Source organism: Pseudomonas sp., assembly GCF_030696055.1.
Classification (GTDB): domain Bacteria; phylum Pseudomonadota; class Gammaproteobacteria; order Pseudomonadales; family Pseudomonadaceae; genus Aquipseudomonas.
Window position 1 is genome coordinate 1 of record NZ_JAUYNP010000288.1, and the last position, 12,881, is coordinate 12,881.

15 protein-coding genes are annotated in these 12,881 nt (G+C 61.8%); 3 read left to right on the plus strand and 12 right to left on the minus strand.

All coding sequences use genetic code 11. From position 1 onward, the window contains the following. From Q8Q83_RS17040 to murJ, 3 genes are all read right to left on the minus strand, one after another. Positions 1-1,398: isoleucine--tRNA ligase (locus Q8Q83_RS17040; RefSeq protein WP_305625318.1), on the minus strand; the 1,398-nt coding region annotated here is incomplete at its 3' end. A gap of 33 nt (positions 1,399-1,431) precedes the next feature. Further along, entirely contained in the window at positions 1,432-2,358 is a 927-nt protein-coding gene (gene ribF / locus Q8Q83_RS17045; RefSeq protein WP_305625319.1) for a bifunctional riboflavin kinase/FAD synthetase, read from the minus strand. A gap of 82 nt (positions 2,359-2,440) precedes the next feature. Next, the gene (murJ, locus tag Q8Q83_RS17050; protein WP_305625320.1) at positions 2,441-3,979 is read right to left on the minus strand and encodes a murein biosynthesis integral membrane protein MurJ; all 1,539 of its coding nucleotides are present in this window, start codon (positions 3,977-3,979) and stop codon (positions 2,441-2,443) included. 195 nt (positions 3,980-4,174) lie between these two features. Here murJ and rpsT point away from each other — a divergent pair, with 195 nt between their 5' ends. Next, on the plus strand, positions 4,175-4,453 hold the full coding sequence (rpsT, locus tag Q8Q83_RS17055) for a 30S ribosomal protein S20 (RefSeq protein ID WP_305625321.1): 279 nt from the start codon (positions 4,175-4,177) through the stop codon (positions 4,451-4,453). A 171-nt stretch (positions 4,454-4,624) separates the two neighbouring features. Here the strand turns inward: rpsT and Q8Q83_RS17060 are convergent, their stop codons facing one another. The 5 genes from Q8Q83_RS17060 to rplU all read right to left on the minus strand — a co-directional run bounded on the left by Q8Q83_RS17060 (position 4,625) and on the right by rplU (position 8,313). Further along, on the minus strand, positions 4,625-5,089 hold the full coding sequence (locus tag Q8Q83_RS17060) for a CreA family protein (protein WP_305625322.1): 465 nt from the start codon (positions 5,087-5,089) through the stop codon (positions 4,625-4,627). A 10-nt stretch (positions 5,090-5,099) separates the two neighbouring features. Then, complete coding sequence (gene proB, locus Q8Q83_RS17065; RefSeq protein ID WP_305625323.1) at positions 5,100-6,218, minus strand: glutamate 5-kinase; 1,119 nt, start codon at positions 6,216-6,218, stop codon at positions 5,100-5,102. A gap of 88 nt (positions 6,219-6,306) precedes the next feature. Further along, on the minus strand, positions 6,307-7,530 hold the full coding sequence (cgtA, locus tag Q8Q83_RS17070) for an Obg family GTPase CgtA (protein WP_305625324.1): 1,224 nt from the start codon (positions 7,528-7,530) through the stop codon (positions 6,307-6,309). A gap of 174 nt (positions 7,531-7,704) precedes the next feature. Next, positions 7,705-7,962: a 50S ribosomal protein L27 gene (gene rpmA / locus Q8Q83_RS17075; RefSeq protein ID WP_085584170.1), complete on the minus strand. Its 258-nt coding sequence runs from the start codon at positions 7,960-7,962 to the stop codon at positions 7,705-7,707. 39 nt (positions 7,963-8,001) lie between these two features. Next, positions 8,002-8,313 (minus strand): 50S ribosomal protein L21, encoded by a 312-nt coding sequence (gene rplU, locus Q8Q83_RS17080; RefSeq protein ID WP_305625325.1) that lies wholly within the window; start codon positions 8,311-8,313, stop codon positions 8,002-8,004. Between the two features lie 245 nt (positions 8,314-8,558). Here rplU and Q8Q83_RS17085 point away from each other — a divergent pair, with 245 nt between their 5' ends. Both Q8Q83_RS17085 and Q8Q83_RS17090 read left to right on the plus strand, forming a co-directional pair. After that, on the plus strand, positions 8,559-9,527 hold the full coding sequence (locus Q8Q83_RS17085; protein WP_305625326.1) for a polyprenyl synthetase family protein: 969 nt from the start codon (positions 8,559-8,561) through the stop codon (positions 9,525-9,527). 133 nt (positions 9,528-9,660) lie between these two features. After that, a complete protein-coding gene (locus Q8Q83_RS17090; RefSeq protein WP_305625327.1) occupies positions 9,661-9,888 on the plus strand; it encodes a hypothetical protein in 228 nt (75 codons plus the stop codon). 31 nt (positions 9,889-9,919) lie between these two features. Here the strand turns inward: Q8Q83_RS17090 and Q8Q83_RS17095 are convergent, their stop codons facing one another. The 4 genes from Q8Q83_RS17095 to Q8Q83_RS17110 form a co-directional block, all read right to left on the minus strand. Continuing rightward, the gene (locus Q8Q83_RS17095; RefSeq protein WP_305625328.1) at positions 9,920-11,143 is read right to left on the minus strand and encodes a GGDEF domain-containing protein; all 1,224 of its coding nucleotides are present in this window, start codon (positions 11,141-11,143) and stop codon (positions 9,920-9,922) included. A gap of 98 nt (positions 11,144-11,241) precedes the next feature. Further along, entirely contained in the window at positions 11,242-11,859 is a 618-nt protein-coding gene (locus Q8Q83_RS17100) for an FKBP-type peptidyl-prolyl cis-trans isomerase (protein ID WP_305625329.1), read from the minus strand. A gap of 112 nt (positions 11,860-11,971) precedes the next feature. Further along, positions 11,972-12,238 carry a DUF6482 family protein gene (locus Q8Q83_RS17105; RefSeq protein WP_305625330.1) on the minus strand — a complete coding sequence of 89 codons (267 nt, stop codon included), beginning with the start codon at positions 12,236-12,238 and terminating at the stop codon, positions 11,972-11,974. Between the two features lie 127 nt (positions 12,239-12,365). Then, positions 12,366-12,860 (minus strand): TIGR00645 family protein, encoded by a 495-nt coding sequence (locus tag Q8Q83_RS17110; RefSeq protein WP_305625331.1) that lies wholly within the window; start codon positions 12,858-12,860, stop codon positions 12,366-12,368. Positions 12,861-12,881: the final 21 nt, after the last annotated feature.

The following is a 12,881-nucleotide window of genomic DNA, read 5'->3' on the forward strand; positions in this document are numbered from 1 at the left end:
GCACCAGTCCGGGCGCCCGGCGATCATGCCGTGCAGGCGCGCCTGGCCCCAGGCCGGAACGAACGCGGTCTGCTCGATGGCCGCCAGCGCGCGCTCGCGCAGCGGCGCGCCTGCGTTCGGCTGCTTGTCCATGCCGACGAACCACTGCGCGGTGGCGCGGTAGATCAGCGGAGTCTTGTGCCGCCAGCAGTGCATATAGCTGTGCTGGATAGCTTCATGCTTGAGCAGACAGCCGACTTCGTCGAGCTTGGCGACGATATTGGGGTTGGCCTTCCAGATAAACTGGCCACCGAAGAACGGCAGCGACTCGACATACACGCCGTTACTCTGCACCGGGCTGAGGATGTCGTCGTTGCTCATGCCGTAGCCTTTGCAGGAACGGAAGTCGTCCTCACCGTAGGCCGGGGCCGAATGGACGATGCCGGTACCGGCGCCCAGTTCGACGTAATCGGCCAGGTACACCGGGGAGAAACGCTCGTAGAACGGATGACGGAAGCGGATCAGCTCAAGCGCTGCGCCCTGCGTGGTGGCGAGCACTTCGCCTTGCAGGCCGTAGCGCGCCAGGCTGCTCTCGACCAGTTCCTCGGCCAGCACCAGCAGCTTGGCGCCGGTGTCGACCAGGGCGTAGTTGAATTCGGGGTGGACGTTGAGCGCCTGGTTGGCCGGGATGGTCCAGGGTGTGGTGGTCCAGATCACAATCGAAGCCGGCTTTGGCAGGCTGGCCAGGCCGAAGGCGGCTGCCAGCTTGTCGGCATCCTCGACCGGGAAGGCGACGTCGATGGCGTCGGATTTCTTGTCCTGGTACTCGACTTCCGCCTCGGCCAGTGCCGAGCCGCAATCGAAACACCAGTTGACCGGCTTCAGGCCCTTGAACACGAAACCCTGCTTGACCATCTCGGCCAGGGCGCGGATCTCGCCGGCCTCGTTGGCGAACGCCATGGTCTTGTACGGATTGTCCCAATCACCTAGCACGCCGAGGCGGATAAAGTCGGCCTTCTGCCCTTCGATCTGCTCGCCGGCGTAGGTGCGGCAGCGCTCGCGGGTCAGGTCGGACGGCTGGTTCTTGCCGAAGGTAGTCTCCACCTTGTGCTCGATCGGCAGGCCATGGCAGTCCCAGCCCGGCACGTAGGGGGCATCGAAGCCGGCCAGGGTCTTGGAGCGGGTGATGATGTCCTTGAGGATCTTGTTGACCGCATGACCGATATGAATGCTGCCGTTGGCATAGGGCGGGCCGTCGTGCAGGACGAACTTCGGCCGCCCTTCGCCTTGCGCGCGCAGCTTCTGATACAGGCCAATCTCGTTCCAACGCTGCAGAATCTGCGGCTCGCGCTGCGGCAGGCCGGCCTTCATCGGAAACTGGGTATCAGGCAGATTTAGCGTGGCTTTGTAATCGGTCATCTCAGGCTCTTCTAAGCGGTTGGCACTATTTGTTTAAGTGCGCCAATGGGCACGGGCGGCGGCAATATCGGCAGCAATTGCCGTCTTCAATGCCTCGAGGGAGGCGAAACGCTGCTCATCACGCAGCTTGTGGTGGAAAGCCACCGTCAAACGCCGGCCATATAGATCACCGGCAAAATCCAGCAAATGCACTTCCAGGTGGGCACTACCATCACCTGCTACGCTCGGCCGTACGCCTATATTGGCGACGCCTGGCCAGGGCTGGCCGTCCACTTCGGTGCTGACCAGATACACCCCGGTCAGGGGCACGCGCTTACGCTTGAGCTGCACATTGGCCGTCGGCGCATTCAGCTGACGACCCAGCTTCTGCCCATGCAGCACCCGCCCGGCGATCTGGAACGGCCGGCCGAGCAAGTGTTCGGCCAAGGCGAAGTCACCGGCAGCCAGGGCCTCGCGCACTCGAGTGCTGCTGACCCGGATACCGTCCAGCTCGACCGTGCTCGCCGCCTCGACGCTGAAACCTTCACGGGCGCCAGCCTCCAGCAAGAAGGCAAAGTCACCGGCGCGGTCACAACCGAAGCGGAAGTCGTCGCCGACCTCCAGATGCTGCACACCCAAGCCATCGAGTAGCACCTGCTGCACGAACTCCGCCGCACTCAACTCACGCAGACGCGGATTAAAAGCCAGGCACAGCACGCGGTCGACGCCCTCGGCCGCCAGCAAGGCCAACTTGTCGCGCAGCCGGGTCAAGCGCGCCGGCGCCGTGTCCGGGGCGAAGAACTCACGGGGCTGCGGCTCGAAAATCACCACACAGCTGGGCACGCCGAGCTCGGCCGCACGCTCACGCAGGCGCGCCAGAATGGCCTGATGACCACGATGGACGCCGTCGAAATTACCGATAGTGGCGACACAGCCCCGATGCTGGGGCCGCAGATTATGAAGGCCTTGAACCAGCTGCATAGCGCGCTTCTTGCTCATAAAGTGGTCGATTATACGCACACCGGGCAGCGGACAACAGGCGGCATATCGGCCGCCCACCCAATCAAAATGCCGAGCGCCGGGCAAAATCGCGCAGACGAAAGCCCAGCAGCAGAAGCATGCCGAAATAGCTCAGCAACCCCACGACCACCAACCCGCCCAGACGCAACAGGCGCCAGAGCATATCGCCCTCGGCCCAGGCCGGCATGTAATGCATCGCCAGCAGCAACACCGCGGACATGCTCAGTACCGCCAGCAGCAGCTTGCCGAGAAACACCGCCCAGCCCGCCTGCGGCCGAAACATATCGGCCTTGCGCAGCTGCCAGTAGAGCAAGCCGGCGTTCAGGCAGGCGCCCAGGCCGATAGCCAGCGCCAGGCCGGCATGGGCCAGCGGCTGGATAAACACCAGGTTCATCAACTGGGTGGCGACCAGGGTGAAGATGGCGATCTTTACCGGCGTCTTGATGTTCTGCTGGGCGTAGAAACCCGGGGCGAGAATTTTCACCAGGATAATACCCAGCAAGCCCACGGAATAAGCCATCAACGCCTGCTGGGTCATCAGCGCGTCATTGCCGCTGAACTTACCGTACTGGAACAACGAAACGGTCAGCGGCTCGGCGAGAATGGCCAGCGCCACGGCGCTCGGCAGCGCCAGGATAAAGCACAGACGCAAGCCCCAATCGAGCAGTTTGGAATACTCGGCGTGATCGGCACCGGCATAGGTTTTCGCCAGCGCCGGCAGCAGAATGGTACCCAACCCTACCCCCAGCACACCCGCCGGCAGCTCCATCAGGCGGTCGGCGTAATACATCCAGGACACCGACCCGGCGACCAGAAAGGAGGCGAAGATGGTGTTGATGATCAGCGAGATCTGACTGACCGACACGCCGAAGATCGCCGGCCCCATCTGCTTGAGCACGCGCCAGACGCCGGTATCTTTTAGATTCAGGCGCGGCAGCACCAGCATGCCGACCTTGCGCAGATGCGGCAGCTGAAACAACAGCTGCAGCAGGCCACCGACCAACACCGCCCAGCCCAGCGCCATGATCGGCGGATCGAAATAGGGCGTCAGAAACAGCGAAAAGACGATCATGCTGAGGTTGAGCAGGGTCGGCACAAAGGCCGGCACCGAGAAGCGGTTCCAGGTGTTGAGCACCGCCCCCGCCAGCGACGACAGCGAGATCAGCAAGATATAAGGAAAGGTCACCCTGAGCAGGTCGGTGGTCAACGCGAAGCGATCAGCCTCGTCGGCAAAACCCGGAGCCGAAATCCAGACGATCCAGGGCGCGGCCAGAATCCCGAGAAAAGTCACCAAGGCCAACACCAGGGTCAGCAAGCCGGACACATAGGCGACAAAGGTCCGGGCAGCCTCCTCGCCCTGCTGGGTCTTGTATTCCGCCAGAATAGGCACGAAAGCCTGGGAAAATGCGCCCTCGGCGAAGATTCGCCGCAGCAGATTGGGCAGCTTGAACGCCACCACAAAGGCGTCCGAGGCCACGCTGGCGCCGAAGGTGCGGGCGATGATGGTGTCGCGCACAAAGCCCAGCACACGCGAAAGCATGGTCATGGAGCTGACAGCGGCCAACGACTTGAGCAAATTCATGTAATAATTCGACTTCCGCAAACAAGCACAGCCGCGGACAATCCGCCGGCGCGCAAAGGCGACGAGTGTAGCGGTCTGCCACTGGTCAGGCCAGCACAGGGAAAAGCCAACAGGCTTGACAGCACTCCCTCATATCGGCATGATTCGCGGCCTTATTTGTTTGTAACCCCCCAGTTTTTTTCGAGGAGCTTGACGGTGGCCAATACACCTTCTGCCAAAAAACGCGCAAAACAGGCTGAGAAGCGTCGTAGCCAAAACGCCAGCCAGCGCTCCATGGTTCGTACCTATATCAAGAACGTGGTCAAGGCTATTGAAGCCAAAGATCTCGATCTGGCTAAAAACGCCTACACCCTGGCTGTGCCTGTAATCGACCGCATGGCCGACAAAGGCATCATCCACAAGAACAAAGCAGCGCGTCATAAAAGCCGCCTGAACGGCCACATCAAGGCCCTCGGTGAAGCTGCAGCTGCCTAAGCTGCCAGTTCTTCGCTGTTAGTTCTTAAAAAACCGGCCTAATCGCCGGTTTTTTATTGCCCAGAAAAAATTGCCGGAAGCAATTTTTAACGTCGCGCAGCGACGGCCAGAAGGGTAGCTGCCATGGATGGCAGGCATAAAAAAGCCCGAAATCGCTTCGGGCTTTTTTATTCAGGACTTTTCCGGCCAGGGCAGGATTGGGATAGCGGTCACCGCATTCTGCGGACTGCCTTCGATTATCCGGTCGCTGTACACCAGATACACCAGGGTATTGCGCTTCTCGTCGAAGAAGCGCACCACCTGCATGGTCTTGAACACCAGGGAGGTGCGCTCGCGGAAGACCTCCTCACCCTCCTTCAACTTTTCCATAAAGCTGATCGGCCCCACCTGACGACAAGCAATAGACGCCTCGGCGCGATCCTCGGCCAAACCCAGACCGCCTTTGACGCCGCCAGTCTTGGCCCGCGACAGGTAACAGGTCACCCCCGCCACCTTGGGATCATCGAAGGCCTCGACCACTATCTTGTCGTTCGGCCCGACAAACTTGAAGACAGTCGACACCTCACCGATCTGCTCCGCAGCTGCAAGCACCGGCAACGCCACCAGCGCGCCCAGCAATCCCTTCATCACTCGCATGCAAATCTCCTCAGACCAGAATCAAATTATCCCGGTGCACCAACTCCGGCTCATCGACATAACCAAGCAGCTTCTCGATGGCGTCCGACGACTGCCCGACTATCTTCTGCGCTTCCAGCGCACTGTAGTTGGCCAGACCGCGGGCGACTTCCCGACCATCCGGACCGACACACACCACCATCTCGCCACGGCGGAAACTGCCCTGCACCGCCTTGACCCCGACCGGCAGCAAACTCTTGGTCCCGCTCAGCAGCGCCTTGGCCGCCCCCGCATCCAGCACCAGGGTGCCACGGGTCTGCAGATGCCCGGCCAGCCACTGCTTGCGCGCCGCCAGCATGCCGCGCTCAGGCGCCAGCAAGGTTCCCAGGCGCTCGCCAGCCTTGAGCCGCGCCAACACCTGCTCGATAGCCCCACCGACAATCACCGTATGCGCCCCGGAACGGGCCGCCAGCCGCGCCGCGCGCAGCTTGGTCTGCATACCGCCACGCCCCAGCGCACCACCGACGCCACCGGCCACGGCATCCAGCGCCGGATCATCGGCGCGCGCCTCGTAAATCAGCTCGGCATCCGGGTTATGCCGCGGATCGGCGTTATACATGCCATCGCGATCGGTGAGGATCACCAGCAGATCGGCCTCGACCAGGTTGGCCACCAGCGCCGCCAGGGTGTCGTTATCGCCGAAACGAATCTCGTCGGTGACCACGGTGTCGTTTTCGTTGATCACCGGCACCACATCCAGATCCACCAGGGTGCGCAGAGTGCTGCGCGCATTGAGGTAGCGCTTGCGGTCCGACAGGTCGTCGTGAGTCAGCAGAATCTGCGCGGTGCGCCGACCATGCTCGGCAAAGCTCGACTCCCAGGCCTGAATCAGCACCATCTGACCAATAGCCGCCGCCGCCTGCAATTCATGCATGGCGCTCGGTCGCGCCGTCCAGCCCAGACGACTCATACCTGCCGCCACAGCGCCGGAGGACACCAGCACCAGCTCGACGCCCTGCGCACGCAGGGCGACCATCTGCTCGACCCACAGCGCCATGGCGGCGCGATCCAAGCCACGACCATCAGCCGTCAGCAGCGCGCTGCCAATCTTCACCACCCAACGCTGCGCGCCGGTTACCTTGTCACGCATAAACTTCCAACCTTAGCCAGAAAGCGCCCGACGACGCCGCGCGCCGCCATTACAAAAACGCCGCAATTAAGCGGCGTTTACTCGTTGCTTAATCCCGGACGTAAATGATTTCCGGGCCATCCTCTTCATCTTCCTCATCCCAGAAGCTGTCGTCTTCCTCGACATCACCGACGGCCTTGACCCCGGAACGACGCAGCGCCCGCTTGTCATCCAGCGCCTGCAGCTGGGCACGCGCCTCATCCTCGATGCGCTGATTCAACTCGGCCAGCTCGGCGGCGAACTCTGGGTTTTCCTGAATGCGCTCGGCGCGCGCCTCCAGATAATCCATGATGTCGTAGCACAGCTGCTCGGTACCTTTGCGCGCCAGGGCGGAGATTACATACACCGGCCCCGTCCACTCAATGCGCGCGACAATCTCGGCGATACGCGCCTCCTGCTCCTCATCGAGAATCTGGTCAGCCTTGTTCAGCACCAACCAACGATCACGCTCAGCCAGCGAAGGACTGAACTTGGTCAGCTCGTCGACTATGGTAGCGGCCGACTCGGCCGGATCGGTGAGATCCAGCGGCGCCATATCCACCAGATGCAGCAACAGCCGGGTGCGCGCCAAGTGTTTGAGGAAGCGAATACCCAGACCGGCGCCATCGGAAGCCCCTTCGATCAGCCCCGGAATATCGGCGACGACGAAGCTTTTATAGCGATCGACACTGACCACACCCAGGTTCGGAATCAGGGTGGTAAAGGGATAATCGGCGACTTTCGGCTTGGCCGCCGAAATCGAACGGATCAAGGTGCTCTTGCCGGCATTCGGCAAGCCGAGCAGGCCGACATCGGCCAACACCTTCAATTCCAGCTTGAGGTCGCGGGCATCGCCCGGCTTGCCCGGCGTGGTCTGCCGCGGCGCACGGTTGGTGCTGGACTTGAAGCGGGTGTTGCCCAGACCATGCCAACCGCCCTGAGCCACCAGCAAACGCTGGCCGGCCTTGGTCAGGTCACCAATCACTTCCTGGGTACCGGCATCGATCACCGTGGTGCCGACCGGCACGCGCAGTACCAGCTCTTCACCCTTGCGCCCAGTGCAATCGGTACTACCACCATTGGAGCCGCGCTCGGCATCGAAACGCCGGGTATAGCGGTAGTCCACCAGGGTATTGAGGTTTTCGTCGGCCACCATATACACGGAGCCACCGTCACCACCATCACCACCGTTAGGGCCACCGTTTTCGATGAACTTCTCACGCCGAAAGCTCATGCAGCCATTGCCGCCATCGCCCGCTTTTACAAATATCGATACTTCATCGACGAATTTCATGGGTACGCCTCCCGCAATGCTGCGGGTTATCTGAAACGAGGAACACTAGGTTCTTGCAAAATTGACCTGCGCTTGAATGATGCGCCACCGCCAGGACAGTTTGGCAAGAACCCCAAGGATATAGAAACAAAAAAGCCCCGTCGCAAGGACGGGGCTTTTCCAGCAGTCGCGCAATTAAGCCGCAACGACGCTCACGTAACGGCGGTTGAACGCGCCTTTTACTTCAAACTTGATCACGCCTTCGATTTTCGCGAAGAGGGTGTGATCTTTACCCATACCCACGCCGTAACCAGCGTGGAATTGGGTGCCGCGCTGACGCACGATGATGTTGCCTGCTTTGATAGCCTGGCCGCCATACATCTTCACGCCAAGGCGTTTGGCTTCTGAGTCGCGACCGTTGCGGGTACTACCGCCAGCTTTTTTGTGTGCCATGAGTTCAATACTCCTATAAAGGGATCAGACCGAAACGAATCAGGCCTGGATACCGGTGATTTTGATCTCGGTGTACCACTGACGGTGGCCCTGGCGCTTCATGTGGTGCTTACGACGACGGAATTTGATGATGGTGACCTTGTCGTGACGGCCTTGAGCAACAACCTCAGCCACAACCTTGGCACCCTCAACAACCGGAGCGCCGATTTTTACGTCGTCGCCATTGCCGATCAGCAGAACACGGTCAAAAGTCACGGCTGCGCCAGTGGCCAGCTCGAGTTTTTCGACCTTGAGGAATTCGCCTTCGGTGACTTTGTATTGCTTGCCACCAGTAACAATTACTGCGTACATGGTAAATCTCCGTTAATCCTGCTCACCCAGCGCTTTATAGGAATAGTCATTGGCTGGCATGGCTGCTCGGGGCCGGAAGGACACCCTTGCAATTGCGTAAGGCAGGGAAATACCCAGGGGGAAGTTCAGGGTGCGCGATTGTACGCAAGCCGCCAGCCCGATGCAAGCGCCCGCCCCACTTGCCTTGACAGCCCCTACCCTGCCCCCTAGCATGCCGCGCAACCCATGAGTAGCAGGTACCAGCGATGCAACCCCAGGCTTTCTACCGCGTGGTGGCGGATGACTTTACCGCCGTCGACGGCATCATCCGCGCCCAACTGGTGTCGCGCGTACCGCTGGTAGAGAAGATCGGCGACTATATTATCTCCGCCGGCGGCAAACGCCTGCGTCCGCTGCTGGTCCTGCTCAGCGGCAAGGCCCTGGGCCTGCAGGGCGACGACCTGCGCCTGCTCGCCGCCACCATCGAATTCCTGCACACCGCCACCCTGCTGCATGACGACGTGGTCGACATGTCCGACATGCGCCGCGGCCGCAGCACCGCCAACGCCCAATGGGGCAACGCCCCCAGCGTATTGGTGGGCGACTTCCTTTATTCGCGCTCCTTCGAAATGATGGTCGAACTCGGCTCCATGCCGGTGATGAAGATCCTCTCCAAGGCCACCCGAGTGATCGCTGAAGGCGAAGTGCTGCAACTGTCGAAGATCCGCGACGCCAGCACCACGGAAGAGACCTATATGGAAGTCATCCGCGGCAAGACCGCGATGCTCTTCGAGGCCTCGACCCACAGCGCCGCCGCACTGGCCGGCGCCACTGCCGAGCAGACCGAAGCCCTGCGCACCTTTGGTGACCACCTGGGCGTGGCCTTCCAGCTGGTCGACGACCTGCTCGACTACCGCGGCGATGCCGCCACCCTGGGCAAGAATGTCGGCGACGACCTGGCCGAAGGCAAGCCGACCCTGCCACTGATCTATACCATGCGCGAAGGCACGCCCGAACAGGCCGCCCTGGTGCGCCAGGCGATCCAGAAAGGCGGCATCGAGGACCTGGAAAGCATTCGCAACGCCGTGGAAGCCGCCGGCGCTCTGGATTACACCGCCCAGCAAGCCCGCGACTATGTCGACCGCGCCATCGCCTGCCTCGACCTATTGCCCGCCAGCGAATACCGCGACGCTTTGATCGAGCTGAGCCGCTTTGCCGTGGCCCGCACCCACTGACAGCTGCGCCGGCAACGCCAGCAGCCCGCCTCTATGGCGGGCTTTTTGTTGGCCGAACACGAGGCGCGATTAAAGCTTGCTATAAATATAATAGGAATTATTCTCATCTAACCATTTAAACGGGAGATGAGTCATGACCTACTTGATCGACGCCTGGCTGGACCGGCCACAGCCTTATCTGCGCATTCTCAATCGCGCCACCGGCGAGGTCTGCGCCGTACTGGAAGAGGACGCCCTGGATGAGCTGCGGGATCAGGGTGATCTGGACTTGCACGAGCTGAACTCCAACGAGCCGCTGGTACTCAAGGAGTTGGTGCGCAACCTGTTTCTCTACTGCTACGCCCGGGCGCTGCGCTCCTGAGTCAGCCGAGACTGCTGCGTTACCGCCCGGGCTAACGCCGCGAGCGCTTGCCGCGCTTGTCGGCGTACATGCGCTGGTCCGCCAACGCCAAAGCACTGCGTACCTGCCCCTGCGCTTCCGTCAGGCTGGCCCAGCCCAGGCTCATGCCCATTTCCGGAAAGCCGCCGCAGCGCATCTCGTCGACGACCCGCACGGCCCTGCTCTGCAGCAACGGTCCAAGCGACAGGTCGGCTCCCGGCATCAGCATGGCGAACTCATCGCCGCCCAGGCGGAACGCCTGCTCGCCGCTACGCCCCAGGTGCGGCAATAGCTTGCCGAAGGCGATCAGCAAGGCATCGCCAGCGGCATGCCCGCGGTGATCGTTGATCGCCTTCATGCCATCCAGATCTATCATCAGCACCAGGGCATCGGCAAACCGCCCCTGCTCGTAGCTCTCGGCCAAGTCGTCCACGGCCCGATCGAAGGCCAGTCGATTGCCCAGCCCGGTCAAGCCGTCGCTGTAGGCCTGCCGACTGGTTCTGGCCATGGCCTCCTCGGTGTCCAGCAGCACCAACTGGCTGCCGACCACCTGCGCCATAAGCTGCAGCACCGCCTCCGCTTGCGCCGGGTCGACGTCGCCCTGGTCGTGCAGGGCGAACAGATGGCCCAGCGCCTGGCCATCACGGCCGCGGTAGACCATGCCGGCATAGATCTGCGCGCCCATCTCGCGCAGCGCCTCCTCATTGAACGTGCTCTGCACGTTGCTGAAGGCGCAAAAGCCATCGCGTGCCACCACTTGCTCACACGGGGTGCCATAAAGGCTGTATTGAAAGGTCTCGGCCAGATGATCGGTGTCCCACCAGGCCAGCACTTGCACCGAGTCGCCCTGCCCGACAAAGCGCGACACCCCGACCCAACGCCAGCCCAAGGCGCGCCCAAGAGCCTGCGCGGCGGCAGCAAAGACATCGCCGCCGGCATGCAGAAGGCTGAGGAACAGATCGATGGCCGCATCACGCTGCTGACTGCCCGGAATCAGCAACAGGCGAAACTCGCCGATCCGCCGCAAGCGGAAATGCCAGGCCAGGCCATTGTTGTCGGTCAGGTCGAGGGTGCTTTGTTCGGCCGCCAAGGCCTGCTGCAAATGCGCCTGGTCTGACTGCGACAACGCGGGAAACTGGCGGCTGCGGAACAGAAACTGCCCGACGCCATCCAGCACTGCGGCGGCCGGAGCCGCCTCATCCACCAGTACCTGCCAGACATGCGCGGGGATATTCATCACGCCTCCCGGATCACTCACAGGACAAGTCTAGTCGCTGCCTGGGCCGGGGATGGGCGCGTCGCGAGAAAGGCCGGCGGGGAGCCGGCCCTAGCGACTTAGAGGACGTCCAGCAACTCGACGTCAAATACCAGCACGCTGTGCGGCGGGATGCTGCCAACGCCCTGGGCGCCGTAAGCCAGCTCGCTCGGCACGTACAGACGCCATTTGCTGCCGGCATTCATCAACTGCAGCGCTTCGGTCCAGCCGGCGATCACGCCGCCCACCGGAAACTCGGCCGGCTGGCCGCGATCGTAGGAGCTGTCGAATACGCTGCCGTCGATCAGGGTGCCGTGGTAGTGAGTGCGCACGCTGTCTTCGCGAGACGGCTTGGCGCCTTCGCCAGCTGTCAGCACTTCGTATTGCAGACCGGAGGCCAATACGCTGATGCCCTCGCGCTTGGCGTTTTCGGCGAGGAACGCCAGGCCGGCGCCGGCAGCGGCTTCGGCTTTAGCCTGGGCTTCGGCCTGCATGATGTCGCGGATCACCTTGAAGCTGGCCGACAGCTCAGCCTCGCCAACGCGGCTTGGCTGGCCGGCGAATGCGTCAGTCAGGCCCGCCAGGATGGCGTCCAGGCTGACGCCCGGCGGCGGGTTGTCGCGCAGCTGACCGCCGAGTTGACGACCGATGCCGTAGCTGACGCGGGTTTCGTCAGTCGAGAGATTGAGTTCGGACATAGCACTGCTCCGCTGGAGGCTAAAAAAAGGGCCGCCAGACTAGCACAGGCAAGCGAATACTGCCGCCCAGGCGCGCAGTCGAAGGGCGCGTGATACCGGGGAGCCTAAAGCGCTATCGGGAAGCAGCCGGCGTGCCGCACATCTCGTCCTGCAGCTCGGCCTGCACCAGGCGCAAGGGCAGCTGCGACACATGGTGCAGCATCTCGCGCGCATGCTCGACAGAGCGCGGATGGAGTGCCTCGCCATGGTCATCCTGCAGCGGCAGGGCCAGCGCGCCCACCTGAGCCTCCAGCAGATAGATACCTCCCGCCAGAGAGACCAGATTGATTGCCTCGACGTGCCCGGCCTGGGCCCGTACCGTCAGATCGTGCAGTGTCATAAGTCACCTCGCCATATCAGCCCGTACCTCAGTTCAATCTGAGCACAGTTCGAGGGCAGCACAAGGCAGAAAGCAAACCGCCCGTCCGTTTCGCAACGGCCGGGCGGGCGTTACAGCGAGCGGGCCGTCAGTGGTCGTGCTTGGTCAGCTTGTCCAGGTAACCCATGGCGAAAGCCGAGACCACGAAGGTCATATGGATAATCACGTACCACTTGAGGTGTTCCACCTCGATGTTCTGCGCATCCATAAACACCTTGAGCAGATGGATAGAGGAAATCGCCACTATGGAGGCGGCGACCTTCATCTTCAGCGAGCCGGAGTCCATCTTGCCCAGCCAGCTGAGCTTTTCCTGGCCGTCGTCGATGTCCAGCTGCGAAACGAAGTTCTCGTAGCCGGAAATCATCACCATCACCAGCAAGCCGCCGACCAGGGACATGTCGATCAACGACAGGATCACCAGGATCAGATCGGCCTCGCCCATGGCGAATACGCCGGGGATAACATGGAGAACTTCTTGAAAGAACTTCAGCACCAATGCCAAGAGTCCGAGTGACAGGCCGAAGTAGATAGGGGCCAGCAACCAACGGGATGTGTACATCGCGTTTTCGATAAAGCGTTCCATAGGGACTCACTAAGGGCTCAA

What these genes read in the sequence shown, in the direction of transcription:
- ribF (WP_305625319.1), bottom strand. Translation starts at nt 2,358, where the DNA reads ATGCAGCTGGTTCAAGGCCTTCATAATCTGCGGCCCCAGCATCGGGGC.
- murJ (WP_305625320.1), bottom strand. Translation starts at nt 3,979, where the DNA reads ATGAATTTGCTCAAGTCGTTGGCCGCTGTCAGCTCCATGACCATGCTT.
- Q8Q83_RS17060 (WP_305625322.1), bottom strand. Translation starts at nt 5,089, where the DNA reads ATGCGAGTGATGAAGGGATTGCTGGGCGCGCTGGTGGCGTTGCCGGTG.
- proB (WP_305625323.1), bottom strand. Translation starts at nt 6,218, where the DNA reads ATGCGTGACAAGGTAACCGGCGCGCAGCGTTGGGTGGTGAAGATTGGC.
- cgtA (WP_305625324.1), bottom strand. Translation starts at nt 7,530, where the DNA reads ATGAAATTCGTCGATGAAGTATCGATATTTGTAAAAGCGGGCGATGGC.
- rpmA (WP_085584170.1), bottom strand. Translation starts at nt 7,962, where the DNA reads ATGGCACACAAAAAAGCTGGCGGTAGTACCCGCAACGGTCGCGACTCA.
- rplU (WP_305625325.1), bottom strand. Translation starts at nt 8,313, where the DNA reads ATGTACGCAGTAATTGTTACTGGTGGCAAGCAATACAAAGTCACCGAA.
- Q8Q83_RS17085 (WP_305625326.1), top strand. Translation starts at nt 8,559, where the DNA reads ATGCAACCCCAGGCTTTCTACCGCGTGGTGGCGGATGACTTTACCGCC.
- Q8Q83_RS17090 (WP_305625327.1), top strand. Translation starts at nt 9,661, where the DNA reads ATGACCTACTTGATCGACGCCTGGCTGGACCGGCCACAGCCTTATCTG.
- Q8Q83_RS17095 (WP_305625328.1), bottom strand. Translation starts at nt 11,143, where the DNA reads ATGAATATCCCCGCGCATGTCTGGCAGGTACTGGTGGATGAGGCGGCT.
- Q8Q83_RS17100 (WP_305625329.1), bottom strand. Translation starts at nt 11,859, where the DNA reads ATGTCCGAACTCAATCTCTCGACTGACGAAACCCGCGTCAGCTACGGC.
- Q8Q83_RS17105 (WP_305625330.1), bottom strand. Translation starts at nt 12,238, where the DNA reads ATGACACTGCACGATCTGACGGTACGGGCCCAGGCCGGGCACGTCGAG.
- Q8Q83_RS17110 (WP_305625331.1), bottom strand. Translation starts at nt 12,860, where the DNA reads ATGGAACGCTTTATCGAAAACGCGATGTACACATCCCGTTGGTTGCTG.